15 protein-coding genes are annotated in these 15080 nt (G+C 65.3%); 6 read left to right on the forward strand and 9 right to left on the reverse strand.

Annotated elements, in window-relative coordinates; all coding sequences use genetic code 11:
* Positions 1-16: 16 nt before the first annotated feature.
* The 6 genes from QZ497_RS16295 to QZ497_RS16320 all read left to right on the forward strand — a co-directional run bounded on the left by QZ497_RS16295 (position 17) and on the right by QZ497_RS16320 (position 5273).
* On the forward strand, positions 17-895 hold the full coding sequence (locus QZ497_RS16295; protein WP_295476792.1) for a LysR family transcriptional regulator: 879 nt from the start codon (positions 17-19) through the stop codon (positions 893-895).
* 102 nt (positions 896-997) lie between these two features.
* On the forward strand, positions 998-2221 hold the full coding sequence (locus tag QZ497_RS16300) for a SpoIIE family protein phosphatase (RefSeq protein ID WP_295476794.1): 1224 nt from the start codon (positions 998-1000) through the stop codon (positions 2219-2221).
* Positions 2214-2789, forward strand: coding sequence for a SiaB family protein kinase (locus QZ497_RS16305; protein ID WP_295476796.1), 576 nt, complete (start codon positions 2214-2216; stop codon positions 2787-2789). The genes QZ497_RS16300 and QZ497_RS16305 overlap by 8 nt, the downstream gene beginning before the upstream one ends.
* Before the next feature lie 18 nt (positions 2790-2807).
* The gene (locus QZ497_RS16310) at positions 2808-3197 is read left to right on the forward strand and encodes a DUF1987 domain-containing protein (RefSeq protein WP_295476798.1); all 390 of its coding nucleotides are present in this window, start codon (positions 2808-2810) and stop codon (positions 3195-3197) included.
* 11 nt (positions 3198-3208) lie between these two features.
* The gene (locus QZ497_RS16315; protein WP_295476800.1) at positions 3209-3958 is read left to right on the forward strand and encodes a GGDEF domain-containing protein; all 750 of its coding nucleotides are present in this window, start codon (positions 3209-3211) and stop codon (positions 3956-3958) included.
* Positions 3959-4073: 115 nt separating this feature from the next.
* A complete protein-coding gene (locus QZ497_RS16320; RefSeq protein WP_295476802.1) occupies positions 4074-5273 on the forward strand; it encodes a GGDEF domain-containing protein in 1200 nt (399 codons plus the stop codon).
* A gap of 272 nt (positions 5274-5545) precedes the next feature.
* Here QZ497_RS16320 and paaZ read toward each other — a convergent pair whose 3' ends face one another.
* From paaZ to paaA, 9 genes are all read right to left on the reverse strand, one after another.
* Positions 5546-7600, reverse strand: coding sequence for a phenylacetic acid degradation bifunctional protein PaaZ (paaZ, locus tag QZ497_RS16325; RefSeq protein ID WP_295476804.1), 2055 nt, complete (start codon positions 7598-7600; stop codon positions 5546-5548).
* A gap of 102 nt (positions 7601-7702) precedes the next feature.
* Positions 7703-8938 carry an OprD family porin gene (locus QZ497_RS16330; protein WP_295476806.1) on the reverse strand — a complete coding sequence of 412 codons (1236 nt, stop codon included), beginning with the start codon at positions 8936-8938 and terminating at the stop codon, positions 7703-7705.
* Between the two features lie 60 nt (positions 8939-8998).
* Positions 8999-10645 (reverse strand): cation acetate symporter, encoded by a 1647-nt coding sequence (locus QZ497_RS16335; RefSeq protein WP_295476808.1) that lies wholly within the window; start codon positions 10643-10645, stop codon positions 8999-9001.
* Positions 10642-10950: a DUF485 domain-containing protein gene (locus QZ497_RS16340; protein ID WP_295476810.1), complete on the reverse strand. Its 309-nt coding sequence runs from the start codon at positions 10948-10950 to the stop codon at positions 10642-10644. The genes QZ497_RS16335 and QZ497_RS16340 overlap by 4 nt, the downstream gene beginning before the upstream one ends.
* A gap of 81 nt (positions 10951-11031) precedes the next feature.
* Complete coding sequence (gene paaE, locus QZ497_RS16345; RefSeq protein WP_295476812.1) at positions 11032-12108, reverse strand: 1,2-phenylacetyl-CoA epoxidase subunit PaaE; 1077 nt, start codon at positions 12106-12108, stop codon at positions 11032-11034.
* Between the two features lie 25 nt (positions 12109-12133).
* Entirely contained in the window at positions 12134-12667 is a 534-nt protein-coding gene (paaD, locus tag QZ497_RS16350; RefSeq protein WP_295476814.1) for a 1,2-phenylacetyl-CoA epoxidase subunit PaaD, read from the reverse strand.
* Positions 12654-13424, reverse strand: coding sequence for a 1,2-phenylacetyl-CoA epoxidase subunit PaaC (gene paaC, locus QZ497_RS16355; protein WP_295476816.1), 771 nt, complete (start codon positions 13422-13424; stop codon positions 12654-12656). The genes paaD and paaC overlap by 14 nt, the downstream gene beginning before the upstream one ends.
* A gap of 10 nt (positions 13425-13434) precedes the next feature.
* Positions 13435-13716: a 1,2-phenylacetyl-CoA epoxidase subunit PaaB gene (paaB, locus tag QZ497_RS16360; RefSeq protein WP_295476818.1), complete on the reverse strand. Its 282-nt coding sequence runs from the start codon at positions 13714-13716 to the stop codon at positions 13435-13437.
* 26 nt (positions 13717-13742) lie between these two features.
* Positions 13743-14735, reverse strand: a complete 993-nt coding sequence (gene paaA / locus QZ497_RS16365; protein WP_295476820.1) for a 1,2-phenylacetyl-CoA epoxidase subunit PaaA — start codon at positions 14733-14735, stop codon at positions 13743-13745.
* Positions 14736-15080 lie beyond the last annotated feature (345 nt).

Here is a 15080-nt window from a genome sequence, read left to right on the forward strand (position 1 = left end):
CGATAAGAGGCCTGTGATGAACTACTCCCCCGAAGCCCTGCAAGCCTTCGTGCAGATCGCTGCCCTGGGCTCGTTCAGCGCCGCCGCCCGGCGCCTGGGCAAGAGCCAGTCGACGCTCAGCGAAGCCATCGCGCGTCTGGAAATCGACCTGGACCTGAAGCTTTTCGACCGTTCCGGTCGCCAACCGGTGCTCACCGACGCCGGTCGGGCGATGCTCGAACGGGTCGAGGACGTGCTGTGTGCCCAGGACCTGCTGCGCCGCACCGCAGGCCGCCTGGCCGCTGGGGTCGAGCCGCGCCTGACCCTGGTGTTGTCCGACGCCAACCAGTTCGTCGAATTCGAGACGCGTATGACCGAGCTGGACCAGCGTTTTCCGGACCTGGAGTTCGAATGCATGTTCGCCGAGCATGGCGACGCCATCAGCCTGATCCAGAGTGGTCGCGCCACCCTCGGGCTGCTCTCGGCCCAGGCCAGCTATCCGCCTGAGATCGGCCACGCGACCATCGCCGAGCGTGCCAATTTCGGCCTGTTCGTCGCCCATGCCCACCCCCTGGCGGCGCTGGAGACGGTGAGCTACCAGCAGTTGGCTGAACACCGCGCGCTGCGTCTCAACACCCTGGTCGAACACAGCGTGCCGGCCAACGACCTGCCGATCAGAGGGCGGCGCAGCTGGTCGGCGCCCAATTACCTGCTGCTGATGGACATGGCGGCGTTCGGCTTCGGCTGGGCGGCGTTGCCGCGCTGGCTGGTGTCCGGTTATGCCAGCGGGCGGCTCAAGGAACTGCAGGTGCCCGGCTGGCCGCGCAGTGGCCCGGTGGATGTGATCTGGTCCCGGCAGCGCGGGCTGGGGCCTGCAGGTGCCTGGCTGCTCGACACCCTGATGCCTGCGCAGTGAGCGCCGTCATCGCTATGTAATATCACTTTAATATCGCTGGTGTAGGGTCATGTATTTACGATGCGCAGTGGCCCGCCCATGCAAGCCGAACATTTCCAATTCATGCGTCCCCGATTGCCTCGCGACCACAAGAGTGCCGGTGACCTGTGCAACTACGTCCCTGCAGTCGATGCCGAGGCCACCAATTCGCTGGTCATGGAAATCTTCACGGCGCAGCGCGATCTGGTATGCCTGGCGGTGGTGGACGAAGAACGTCCCATCGGCCTGATCAACCGCAACATCTTCCTGTCGCAGATGAGCAAGCTCTATCACCGTGAGCTGTACGACAAGAAAAGCTGCATCGCCTTCATGGACAAGGACCCGCTGATCGTCGACGCCGGCATGAGCATCGAAGAGCTGACCTTCAAGACCGTCGAGTTCGGTGAAAAGGCCCTGGCCGATGGCTTCGTGGTGACCCGCCAGGGGCGCTTCGCGGGGCTGGGCAACGGCCTGCAGCTGATCGCCGTGGTGGCCGCCATGCAGGCGGAAAAAAACCGCCAGATGATGCAGAGCATCGAATACGCCAGCGTCATCCAGAAGGCCATGTTGCGCGCCTCCCGCGATACCCTGGCGTCGACCCTGAGTGACGCGGCGCTGGTCTGGGAGCCGCGCGATGTAGTGGGGGGCGACTTCTACCATTTCTGCACCTACCCCGATGGCTGGTTCGGTGCCATCGCCGACTGCACCGGCCATGGCGTGCCCGGCGCCTTCATGACCCTGATCGCGTCCAGCGCCCTGGGCCAGGCCCTGGAGCAGCATGGCCCGCGCAACCCGGCGACGTTGCTGTCGGCGGTGAACCGCAGTGTCAAGGGCATGCTCGGCCAGGACCGCGATGGCGACGGCATGCCGGAGTCCGACGACGGCCTGGATGCGGCGTTCTTCTGGTTCGACACCCAGACCTGGACGCTGCGCTTCGCCGGCGCGCGCCTGTCGTTGCAGGTGCTCTACCCGGAGGCCGCGCAGTTCGAAGTCATCGCCGGCCAGCGCATGGGCGTGGGCTACGTCGACAGTGGCATGGATTATCAGTGGGAGCTGCACAGCGTGCCCCTGGAACCGGGCAGCGTGATCTTCATCGCCACTGACGGCCTGACCGACCAGATCGGCGGCGCCAAGCACATCGCCTTCGGCAAGCGCCGGGTCTTCGAGAGCCTGCTGGCCAACTGCGACCGGCCCGCCGCCGAGATCGGCCAGGGCCTGCTGCACAGCCTCTCGCAATGGCAGGGCGAACAGAACCGCCGCGACGACCTGACTTTCTTTTGCGCCCGCCTCAGGAGCCATGATGACTAATCTGCTATGCGCCACTCAGGACCACGACATGAGCTTTTTCGACCTTGCCCAGCAGCGCAACGTGATCTTCTACCACATGGGCTACTTCTCCCACAGCGTGGTCTCGGCCATGGCCGAAGTGGTCAAGCTGCAACTGGAAGTCTCCGGGGTCAGCGGGCCGACCCGCCGCAAGCTGTTCTCTTCGTTCATCGAACTGTCGCAGAACATCGTGCATTACTCGGCCGACACCCTCGGCGCCGCCACCGAGAGCGAGACGCCGCTGCGTCAGGGCTCGGTGTGCATCAGTGCGGCAAACGACCGCTACACCATGCTGTGCGCCAACCCGGTGGCCAGCACCGAAGTCGAGCGCTTGCGCTCCAACCTCGAACCGCTACGCGGCATGTCGGTCGAGGAAATCAAGCAGGCCTACAAGGTATCCCTGCGCGCTGAAACACCCGAAGGCAGCAAAGGCGCCGGGCTGGGCTTCCTGACCATGGCCCGCGATGCCAGCGAGCCGCTGGAGTACAGCTTCCAGCCGCGTCCGGAAGATCCGCAAACCACCCTGTTCTGCCTCAAAGCCACCATCTGAACGGAGTCCTTCAACGCCATGGACAATTATTTCGTCGCTGCCACGGCCACCTCGCCGGAAGTCGATTTTCGCTATGACCAGCAGCTGCTGACCATCAAGGGCGAGTCTTACCCAGAGAACGCCGCCGCCTTCTATGCGCCCATCGTCCAGCAACTGCGCGAATTCCTCGACGAATGCCACGCTACGGTGATCACCGCCAATATCGCCCTGGCCTACTTCAACAGCTCCAGCACCAAGATGCTGTTCAACATCTTCGATACCCTCGACCATGCGGCGATCGCCGGCAACAAGGTGGTGGTCAACTGGTATCACGACGAGGAGGACGAGACCATCTTCGAGTTCGGAGAGGAGCTGAAGGCCGACTTCACGTCGTTGACCTTCAACGACCACCCCGTTTCCATTTCTTGAGGAAAGAGGCCATGCCGACCTCAGGTTCTGTGCTCCAGGTGCGAGCCGATCAGGCCGTTGACCTGTTCAGCAGCGAAACCGACGCCCTGGCCCGGGCGCGCGCGGTGCTGGCGCAGGCCGATGGCGAGGCGGGCCTGTATCGGCAGTCGCTGAGCGAGCTGACCGGGCACTTCGAGCGTCTGATTCGTGAAACCCGCCGGCTGATCACCCGCAGTGACCGTGCCGAACGGGACATGAACGCCCTCAACCTGCAGCTGCAGACCCTGGCCGAACAGTTGGAATTCCGTGCCACTCACGACGCCCTGACCGGGGTTCTCAACCGGGGAGCGGTGATCGAACGCGCCAAGCGCCTGCTGGAAAGCAGCGGCGCGGTGCTGATCGTGCTGGATATCGACCTGTTCAAGCAGATCAACGACGACTTCGGCCACCCGGCGGGCGACGCGGTGATCTGCGGCATCGTCGAATGCCTGACGCCGATCGTGGCCAAGGCCGGCGTGATCGGTCGGGTCGGCGGTGAAGAGTTCACCGTGGTCCTGCCCGGTGACAGCCTGCAGCAAGGGCTGGAACTGGCCGAATGCATGCGCCAGGCCATCGCTGCGCATGGGTTTGCGGCCCCGGTCAACCGGCAGATCACTGCCAGTTTCGGGGTCAGCGCCTGCCCGGCGGGCAGCCGTTTCGATGCCGCCTACAGCAGCGCCGATAGCGCGCTGTACCGCGCCAAGCGGGGCGGGCGCAATCGTGTGGAGTCGGCTGCTGACTGAAGCATGTACCGTCAATCGCCCGGCAGGTGCGTGCGGCGGGTCGCGCCGAGCCAAATGTCTGGCACTCTGCCATAATGCTCGGCACCCGCGATCCTGCCCGAGACACCCGCCTTTCATGCTGCTCAGTGATCCCTTTTCCCTGTTGCTGGTCCTGACGCCCTTCGGGGTCATGACCGCCTTGCTGCTGTGCCTGTCCTATGTCGGTCCTGGCCGTTCCTCGAAAGCACTGCACTGGTGGTTGCTGGGCGAGCTGTTCAACACCAGCTACCGCCTCTCGGAAATGCTCCAGCCCGGCTTGCTGGTGCCGCAGTTGCACTGGCTGGAGATTCTCTCCCCGCGTGCCGCGCTACTGGCCAGCACCGGGCTGCTGATTGCCAGTATCGGCTGCCACACCGTGGCACTGCTGCATTTCACCGGCGCGGCCGGTAGCCGAGCCAGGCAAGCGCGGCTGCTCCTGATCCTGCCGCTGCTCTACCTGAGCATCGCGCTGATGCTGCTCGACACCGCCTACATCGTGCCCTGGTTTGCCGGCATCGCGGCCCTGGGCATCGCTCTGCAGATGCGCCCGTGTCTGGGCCTGCTGCGTCGCTATCGCGGGGCCTGGGGTATCTTCGCCACGCAGCTGTTCGCCTTTGGATTCCAGGCCTGGTCGTGCGTCAGCCTGCTGGTCGAACCCCTCGGCCCATTGCCCTTCGATGAGCCAGACATGCCGTCGCGCATGGCGTTGCTGGTGGACTTCATGGTGTCGTTCCTGCTGACCCTGGGCTTCGCCCTGATGCTGCAGGAGCACCTGCGCCTGCAGGCCGTGCAGCTGAGTATCACCGACGTGCTGACCGGCGCCCTGAACCGCCGTGGTGCGCAGTCGATCCTCGACCAGCAATGGAAACAGGCGCTGCTGGGGCACTGTCCGATGGCGGTGGCGATGATCGACCTGGACAACTTCAAGCGCATCAATGACCAGTACGGGCATGCGGTGGGGGATAGCGCCCTGCAGGTGTTCGCCGCGACGGTGTTCGCGCTCAAACGTCATTCAGACGTGTTCGTGCGCTGGGGGGGCGAGGAGTTTCTGCTGTTGTTGCCCAACACCGATATCCAGCAGGCCCAGGCGTTCATGCAGCGCTTGCGCGAGGCGCTGAGCAGCCGCCAGTTGGATGCCCGACTGCCTTTGCGCCTGGCGTTCAGCGCCGGCCTGACCCAGACCGGCCGCAGCCCGGCGCCGCAGAGTTTCGATGCCTTGCTGCGCAGCGTCGACCACGCGCTGTACCGCGCCAAGGTGCAGCGCGACTGCGTCGAGTTGGTGGGCGAGGCGGATTGAGGGCGGGCTGGGCTCATAACGCGTCAGGTGCAGCTTGAACTCCCTGCAGATCAGCTACGCATCCTCGGCCTTCGCGAGCAAGCTCGCTCCCACGGTCTGAACTGACCCGTATTGCGGTTAAAACCAATACTGTTCGCTTAAGCGGCATGTGGCCCGGTGGGAGCGGCCTTAGCCGCGAAAGCGCCAGGACATTCACTGCATCTGTCATGAACATGCCATCGCTTCGCGGCTGAAGCCGCTCCTAGCAGTCCTGTGCCGTGTAACGCAGTTGCTCAGGCCGGGCGTTTGAGTACCAGGGTGAGGATGTCGTAGCTGGCCACCAGCTCGCCGTCCTGATTGGTCACTTCCACGTCCCAGGCCACCACCCCCTGGGGTTCGTCCTTGGCGCTGAGCTTGCCCTGGTCGATCTTGCGCTTGCAGGTCAGCCGCGCCCGGATGGTGTCGCCGATGCCCACCGGGTTGACGAAGCGCAGGGTGTCCAGCCCGTAGTTGGCCAGCACCGGGCCGGGCGCGGGGGAGACGAACAGGCCGGCGGCGGCCGAGAGCACGAAGTAGCCGTGGGCGATGCGCTTGCCGAACTGCGATTCGCGGGCGGCGATTTCGTCGAAGTGCATGTAGAAGTGGTCCCCCGACAGGCAGCCGAAGTTCACCAGGTCGGCCTCGGTGACGGTGCGTCGGTGAGTCAGCAGCGACTCGCCGATCTGCAGGTCTTCGAAGTGGCGGCGGAATGGATGCACCTCGGTTTCCAGGCGCTGCGCGCCGCGCACGTATTCGCCAGTCACGGCCATCAGCATGCTCGGCGAGCCCTGTACGGCGCTGCGTTGCAGGTAATGCTTCACCGCGCGCAGTCCGCCCAGCTCTTCGCCACCGCCAGCACGGCCCGGGCCGCCGTGCTTGAGCTGCGGCAATGGTGAGCCGTGGCCGGTGGATTCGGCGGCCGACTCGCGGTCGAGAATGTGCAGGCGACCATGCAGCGCGGCCATCTGCGGCACCACCCGGGCGGCCACTTGCGGGTCGCGGGTGATCAGGCTGGCCACCAGGCTACCCTTGCCGCGGGCGGCGAGGGCCACGGCTTCGTCCAGGTCGTCATAGGCCATCAGGGTGCTGACCGGGCCGAACGCCTCGATGTCATGGGCACCGCCTGCGGCATGCGGGTCGCGGCTGCGCAGCAGGGTCGGGGCGAAGAATGCGCCCTCGGCCACGCCTTCGCCACGCGGGCTGAAGCCATCAGCGGCGCCGAACAGCAGGTCGCTGCTGGCCAGCAGGGCTTGCAGCCGCTCGTTGACGTCGGCCTGCTGGGCGTGGGAGGCCAGGGCGCCCATTTTCACGCCCTCCACCGACGGGTCGCCGGCCACTACTTTGGCCAGGCGCTCGCGCAGCTTCTGCGCCACCGCATCGATATGCCGCGCCGGCACGATGGCGCGGCGGATCGCGGTGCATTTCTGCCCGGCCTTGACGGTCATCTCGCGGGCCACCTCTTTGACGAACAGGTCGAACTCGGGGTCGTCCGGGGTCACTTCCGGGGCGAGGATCGCGCAGTTCAGCGAGTCGGCCTCGGCATTGAAGGGAATCGACTGGCGCACCAGGTTGGCATTCACCTTCAGCCGTGCGGCGGTGTCCGCCGAGCCGGTGAAGGTCACCACGTCCTGACCTTGCAGACGGTCGAGCAGATCGCCGGTGCCGCCGATGATCAACTGCAGGCTGCCGGCCGGCAGCAGGCCGGATTCGTGCATCAGCCGTACCGTGGCTTCGGCCAGGTAACTGGTGGCGGTCGCCGGCTTGACGATGCACGGCATGCCGGCCAGGAAGCTCGGCGCGAACTTTTCCAGCATGCCCCAGATGGGGAAGTTGAAGGCGTTGATATGCACCGCCACGCCCGCGCGCGGCACCAGAATGTGGCTGCCGACGAAGCTGCCCAGTTTGCCCAGCGGCATCGCCGGACCTTCGTGCACCAGGTTGCCCGAAGGCAGTTCGCGACGACCCAGGCTGGCATAGGCGAACAGCGTGCCGGCGCCGCCTTCGATGTCGATCCAGCTGTCGGCGCGGGTGGCGCCGCTGTGGTGCGACAGGCTGTAGAGCAGTTCCTTGCGCTCGAGCAGGTACTTGCCCAGTTCCTTGAGGCGTGCGGCGCGCTGCTGGAAGTCCAGCGCCAGCAGCCCGGCCAGGCCTTGCTGGCGCGCATGCTGCAACGCTTCGGCGAAGTCCGGCGACTCCTCGTGGGTGTGGGCGATGCCCTGGCCGTTGAGGGCGCTGCGCAGGGTCGTTGCCGCGTGCTGGCCGATCCAGCGTTCGCCGATGAAACTTTGCAGGGTAGGGGCGTTGCTCATCAGGGTCTCTCCGTATCTGTAGACAGCCGGTAGGAGCGGCTTCAGCCGCGAAAGGGCGGGGACATGAACATGAGGCCGCTCCTGCCGGTTGATGTGTCGTGGCTACCAAAGCGCCAGGGTGTAGCCCAGGATCAGGCGGTTTTCGTCCAGGTCGGTGGTCAGTCCGTTGCCGGAACGGAAGGTCAGGTTGCGCCAGCGCAGGCTCAGACCCTTGAGCGGCCCGCTTTGCAGCACATAGGCCAGGTCGGTGTCGCGTTCCCATTCCTCGCCGCGGCTGCCGCTGGCGGTGGCTGCGTTGCGGCCATCGACATAGCGGGTCATGAAGCTCAGCCCCGGAATGCCCAGGCCGGCGAAGTCATAGTCGTAGCGCACCTGCCAGGCATCCTCGTCGGCGCGGGTGAAGGTGTTGTAGGTCACCAGGTTCACCGAATAGGGGTCGCCGCCGTTGAGGAATGGGAAGGCGCTGTCGCCGGACATCCGCTGAAAGCCCAGGCCGAACTTATGGCTGCCCTGGGTGAGGGTGAACATGCCGTTGAGGTTGCGGTTGTCGATGCGCCCGGCGCGTTGCTGGCCGTCGTTGCCACTGTCGAAGTAGCGCAGGTCGCTGCGCAGGCTGCGTCCTTCGCCCAAGGGCAGGGTGTGCACCAGGCCGACGAAGTGCTGGCGGTAGATGTTGTCCAGCTTGCCGTAGTAGTAGCTGGCGGTCAGTTGCGGGGTGATGGCGTAGCTGCCACCGGCGAAGTCGAAGGCATCGCTGCGGGCGGCGCCATAGCCGATGTCGTCGCGGCTCGATGAGTCGCGCAGGTTGGCCTTGGTCAGGCGCCCGGCGTTGAAGGTCAGGCCATCGATTTCTTTGGAACTCAGCAGGCCGCCCTGAAAGGTCGAGGACAGCAGCCGCGTGTCGTTGTAAGTCACCACCGGCAGGGTCGGTTGCAGGGTGCCGACTTTCAGCACGCTCTTGGACACGCGCAGCTTGGCGGCCACGCCCAGTTCGCTGTACTCGTCCACCGGTTCGCCAGTGGCGGGATCGAAGGCCAGCAGGCCGGTGTTGCGCCGCGCGGCGCTGGAGTCCAGGCGGATGCCCAGTTCGCCGATGGCGTCCAGACCCAGACCCACCGGACCTTCGGTAAAGCCCGACTCGAAGCGCGCGGTGAAGCCTTGCGCCCATTCTTCGGCCTTGGCCTGGGGCGCATTGCTCTGGCGGAAATCGCGGTTCAGGTAGAAGTTGCGCATTTCCAGGCTGGCCTTGCTGTCTTCGACGAAGGCGGCTCCGGCGTTGGCCGCGGCGCCCAGGCCGAAGGCGGCCAGCAGGGATGAAGCGATACGGACGTTATGCATTGTTATTGTCTCGTTCGTCTGAATCGGTAGAAGCGGCTTGAACCGCGAAAAGGCGCACGCTCAGTGTCGGCTGGCCGTCGCCGCGCCGATGCCGGTCATCGAGCGGATGAACTGCGCCAGGTAACGGCCGCGTTCCTGCGCCGCGCGCTCGGAGCGGTCGGTGACCGAGAACAGCCAGGCGCCGGCGAAGGCGAAGGTCATGGAGAACAGCGCCGGGTTGGCGTAAGGGAACAGCGCGCTGTCGTGGCCCAGTACCTTGACCCACACCACCGGGCTGAGCACCAGCAGCACCACCGCCGAGGCAAGGCCTGCCAGGCTGCCGGCCACGGCGCCGCGGGTGGTCAGGCCCTTCCAGAACATCGAAAGGAACAGCACCGGGAAATTCACCGAGGCGGCGATGGCCAGTACCAGCCCGGAGAGGAACGCGATGTTCTGCGATTCGAACAGCACCCCGAGCACCACCGCCAGCGCGCCGATCACCAGGGTCGCCAGGCGCGACATGCGCATTTCCTCGCGCTCGCTGGCCTTGCCCTTGCGGATCACGCAGGCGTACAGGTCGTGGGCCACTGCCGAGGCACCGGACAGCGCCAGGCCGGCCACCACGGCGAGGATGGTGGCAAAGGCCACGGCACAGATGAAACCGAGGAACAGGCTGCCGCCCACCGCCTGGGCCAGGTGCACTGCGACCATGTTGCCGCCGCCGATGATCGCGCCGTTGGCGTCACGGAAACTGGCGTCGGTGCCGACCATGACGATGGCGCCGAAGCCGATGGCGATCAGCAGCAGGAAGAAGTAGCTGATGAAACCGGTGGCATAGAGCACGCTCTTGCGCGCCTCGCGGGCGTCCTTGACGGTGAAGAAACGCATCAGGATGTGCGGCAGGCCGGCGGTGCCGAACATCATGCCCACCGCCAGCGAAAGGGTGTCGATGGGGTTGGCCAGCATGCCGCCGGGGGCCATGATCGACGCGCCTTTGGCATGCACGGCGGCGGCGCCGGCGAACATCGCTTCGGTGCTGAAGTTGAAGTGGCGCAGCACCATGAAGGCCATGAAGCTGGCACCGGAGAGCAGCATCACCGCCTTGATGATCTGCACCCAGGTGGTGGCCAACATGCCGCCGAAGGTCACGTAGCAGACCATCAGCACCCCGACCAGCAGCACCGCCTGCAGGTAGCTGATGCCGAACAGCAGCTCGACCAGCTTGCCGGCACCGACCATCTGCGCCATCAGGTACATCAGCGCCACGATCAGCGTACCCAGTGCGGCGGTGATGCGGATGGGCGTCTGCTCCAGGCGGTACGACACCACGTCGGCGAAGGTGTACTTGCCCAGGTTGCGCAGGCGCTCGGCGATCAGGAACAGGATGATCGGCCAGGCCGCCACCACGCCCAGGGAATACAGCAGGGCATCGTAGCCGGCCATGAAGATCATCGCCGTGATGCCCAGGAAGGACGCGGCGCTGATCATGTCGCCGGCAATCGCCAGGCCGTTCTGCAGTCCGGTGATGCCGCCGCCGGCGGTGTAGAAGTCACTGGCCGAGCGGGTGCGCAGGGCCGCCCAGCGGGTCACGCCGAGGGTGAACAGCACGAACACCAGGAACATGCCGATGGCGTGCCAGTTCAACGGCCGTACCGGCGCTTCGGCGGCCAGGGCAGTGCCGCTGGCCAGCAGGCCACCGGCGAGGGCGATCAGGTGCCCGGCGATCATGGCCGCACCGCCTGCGCCAGCTTCTGGTTGAGCGGGTCGAGGACCTGATTGGTCTGGCGCACGTAGAAGGCGGTAAGCAGGAACGACAGGATGATCACCGCCACGGCAACGGGAATGCCCAGCGTGGTGACCCCGCCGCTGAGCGAGCGGCCCAGTACCTGCGGGGCGAAGGCCATCAGCAGCACGAAGCCGTAGTAGATCCCCAGCATGCCGAGGGTCAGGGTCCAGGTCAGGCGCTGCTTGCGCTGCACCAGGTGGATGAAGTCGGGGTGGGCCTGCAATTGCTCGATGTCGTGGGGTGTCATGACGCGGCTCTCTGTTGTTGTGATTGTCGAGACGGGGGATGCGTTGGGGGCGATCTTCAGGGCTCTGCACACCCACCTGCATCAAAGCTGGTCGAAGTCCAGCACCACCTTGTCGCTCAGCGGATAGGCCTGGCACGACAGCACGTAGCCGGCGGCCACTTCGTAGTCTTCCAGGGCGAAGTTGCTGTCCATCTCCACCTCGCCGGCCAGCACCTTGCACTTGCAGGTCGAGCACACCCCGGCCTTGCAGGAGTAGGGCAGCTCGGCGCCCTGGGCGTTGCCGGCGTCCAGCACGCTCTGGGTATTGCGTGGCAGCTCGAACGACAGCTCGCGGCCATCGCTGATTACGGTGATCTGGCTCACTGCGCTGTCGACCTGGGCGGCGGCCTGGCGCGCTTCGCGACGCGCCTCGCTGCCGGCGGCGGCGAACAGCTCGAAGTGGATGCGCTCGGTCGGCATGCCATTGGCCTTGAGCTGCTCGCGTACGGTCTCGGTCATGGCCTGGGGGCCACAGATGAACGCCGCGTCCAGCGCCTTGACGTCGATCCAGCGGCTGAACAGCTGGCTGCACTTGTCGGCGTCGATGCGTCCGTTGTACAGGTCGACGTCCTGTTGCTCGCGGCTGAACACGAACACCAGGTTGAGGCGCTGCAGGTAGCGGTTCTTCAGGTCTTCCAGCTGTTCACGGAACAGCGCCGCGTTGCTGGAGCGGTTGCCGTAGATCAGCGTGACCTGGCTGTGTGGTTCGCTCTGCAGGGTGGTCTTGATGATCGACAGGATCGGCGTGATGCCGCTGCCGGCCGCCACCGCCAGGTAACGGCCGTGGCGCGCGGGGTCCAGGGGGACGTGGAAATGGCCCGAAGGTGGCATCACCTCCAGCCGGTGGCCGACCTGCAGGGTTTCGTTGGCGTAGGCCGAGAACACCCCGCCGGCCACGCGCTTGATCGCTACGCGCAGCTCGCCGTCCTGGGTGCCGGTGCAGATCGAGTAGGAGCGGCGCACTTCCTCGCCGCCAATGTGGGTACGCATTACCAGGTGTTGGCCCTGGGTGAAGCGGAACTGTTCGGCCAGCTCGCTCGGGATGTCGAAGGCGATGGACACCGCGTCGCGGGTTTCCGGGCGCACGTCCTTGATGGTCAGGCTGTGAAATTGGCTCATTGTCGTTCTCCGGCGCGGGTGCCGCTCAGATGCACTTGAAATAATCGAAGGGTTCCAGGCAGTCCCGGCAGCGATACAGGGCCTTGCAGGCGGTGGAGCCGAACTCGCTGAGGCGCTCGGTGTGGGCGCTGCCGCACTGCGGGCAGCACACCTGCGGTGCTTCACCGAGCAGGCTGCGCTTGCTGTGGCTGCCTTCGGGTGGCGCGATGCCGTACTCGCGCAGGCGCTGGCGACCTGCGGCGCTGATCCAGTCGGTGGTCCACGCCGGGTTCAGCCGCCGTTCCAGTTGCGGCGCGGCGAAGCCGGCCTGTTCCAGGGCCTGGGCGATGTCGTGCTCGATCACCTCGGTGGCCGGGCAGCCGGAGTAGGTCGGGGTGACCACCACGTGCAGGTGGCCGGCCTGCCAGTCGAGGTCGCGGACGATGCCCAGGTCGACCACGCTGACCACCGGCACTTCCGGGTCCATGACCTCAGCCAGCACGCACCAGGCCCTGGCCAGGTCGTCGGGCTGCTGGGCGCGGGCGCCGCGGTCGCCGAGGATCAGCTCACCAGGTCGCATCGGGATAGGCTCTTTGCAGGAACTGCATTTCTGCCAGCAGCAGGCCCAGGTGTTCGGTGTGCAGGCCCTGGCGACCGCTTAGGTAGAAGTGGCTGGCGGCGTCCGGCAGGGGGAGGGTGGCGCGGGCGAACTGCTCGCCGACCCGGCTCTGCCAGGCGCTGGCCACATATTGCGGGTCTGGTGCGATGCCGGCCTGGAACAGGCGCAGCTCGACATCGTCGGCGCTGGTGAATTCCACGGTAAAGCGCCACAGCTGGGTCACGGCCTTGAGCATCCGTGCATGGCTTTCTTCGGTGCCATCGCCCAGACGCTCGATCCATTCGCCCGACCGACGCAGGTGATAAGTGACTTCCTTGACCGCCTTGGCGGCGATGCCGGCGATGCGCTCGTCGCGGGACTGGCTCAGGCCCTGCAGCACCGGCAAGTGCCAGGCGTCGTAGAGGAACTGCTTGGTCATGGTCACCGCATAGTCGCCGTTGGGTTGTTCCACCAGCAGCAGGTTGCGGTAGGCACGCTCGTCGCGGCGGAACGCCAGGTGGTCGGCATCGCGACCGTCGTCGAGCAGTTCGGCAGCATATTCCAGCCAGTTTCGCGACTGGCCGACCAGGTCCAGGCCGACGTTCATCAGTGCCAGTTCCTCTTCGATGGCCGGCGCGCCGCCGCACCATTCGCACAGGCGCTGACCCTGCACCAGGGCGGTGTCGCCCAGGCGCAGCAGGTACTGGATCAAGTCTTCTCGTTGCGTAGGGTAGGTCATGGCCGGCTCCTCACATGTGGCCGACTTCAGGCGGCAGTTCGTAGAAGCTGGCATGTCGGTAGATCTTGTCGTCGGCCGGGTCGAACAGCGGGTCCTTTTCGTCCGGTGACGAGGCGGTGATCTGCGCCGAAGGCACCACCCACAGGCTGACGCCTTCGTTGCGCCGGGTGTACAGCTCGCGGGCGTTCTCGATGGCCATGGCCGGGTCGGCGGCATGCACGCTGCCCACGTGCTTGTGGTTGAGGCCGTGCTTGCTGCGCACGAAGACTTCGAAAAGGGTCCATTCGGACATGGTGGTTCTCCCGATCAGGCAGGGGCTCAGGCGACGTCGCGCCGGGCTTGTTGTTTTTTCGCGTAGGCCACGGCGGCTTCGCGCACCCAGGCGCCGTCGTCGATGGCCTGGCGGCGTTTGGCGACGCGCTCCTGGTTGCACGGGCCGTTGCCCTTGAGCACTTCGTAGAATTCCTGCCACTGAATCTCGCCAAAGTCGTAATGACCGCGTTCGGCGTTCCACTTCAGGTCCGGGTCCGGGGCGGTGCAACCCAGCAGTTCGAGCTGCGGCACGGTCTGGTCGACGAAGCGCTGGCGCAGCTCGTCGTTGCTCTGGCGCTTGATCTTCCAGGCCATGGACTGGGCGCTGTTGGGCGAGTCGGCGTCGCTGGGGCCGAACATCATCAGCGATGGCCACCACAGACGGTTGATGGCGTCCTGGACCATGTCCTTCTGCGCCTGGGTGCCTTCTTTCATCATGGTCAGCAGCAGCTGGTAGCCCTGGCGCTGGTGGAAGCTCTCTTCCTTGCAGATGCGGATCATCGCCCGCGAGTAGGGGCCGTAGGAGGTGCGCTGCAGCACCACCTGGTTGACGATGGCTGCGCCATCCACCAGCCAGCCCACTGCGCCCATGTCGGCCCAGGTCAGGGTCGGGTAGTTGAAGATGCTCGAATACTTGGCCTTGCCGTTGTGCAGCTTGGCGATCTCCTCGTCGCGGTCGGCGCCGAGGGTTTCCATGGCGCTGTACAGGTACAGGCCATGGCCGGCTTCGTCCTGGATCTTGGCCATCAGTTGCAGCTTGCGCTTGAGGGTAGGCGCACGGGTAACCCAGTTGCCTTCAGGCAGCATGCCGACGATCTCGGAGTGCGCATGCTGGGAAATCTGCCGGATCAGGGTCTGGCGATAGGCCTCGGGCATCCAATTCTTGGGCTCGATCTTGATTTCGGCGTCGATCTTCTCCTGGAAGGCGCGCTCCTCGGCGGACATCTCTTCCAGTGCCTTGAGCCGCTTGACGCCGGTCTCGACCAGTTGTGCGTACATGCTGTGCCTCCAGCTTGGTTCGTGAGGTTGGCGTGTGCCATGGTCATAGTTGTAAGCGATACAAAAACAAATATCAAACAAAAAATGATGAATCGTAATTTGTTTGTGTATCGCTTTTCATGGCTCTTTCGGGCGAGCAGGTGCCCGGATTTATGGCTATGAATCCTGATGCTTGCGAGGGAGGTCGTCTTGCTTGGGTGTATCGCTGCTTTTGGATTGGTTTTCTGATTGGTTTGTGTATCGCTTTTTTTGGGCGCGAGAGCGCGCACCCGGCAGGCGGCTTCAGCCCCGAAAGGCATCCCGGATAAAGCCAATACGGGTCAGTCAGGCCGTGGGAGCGAGCTT

Origin of the sequence: uncultured Pseudomonas sp. (assembly GCF_913777995.1) — a bacterium.
Classification (GTDB): Bacteria; Pseudomonadota; Gammaproteobacteria; order Pseudomonadales; family Pseudomonadaceae; genus Aquipseudomonas.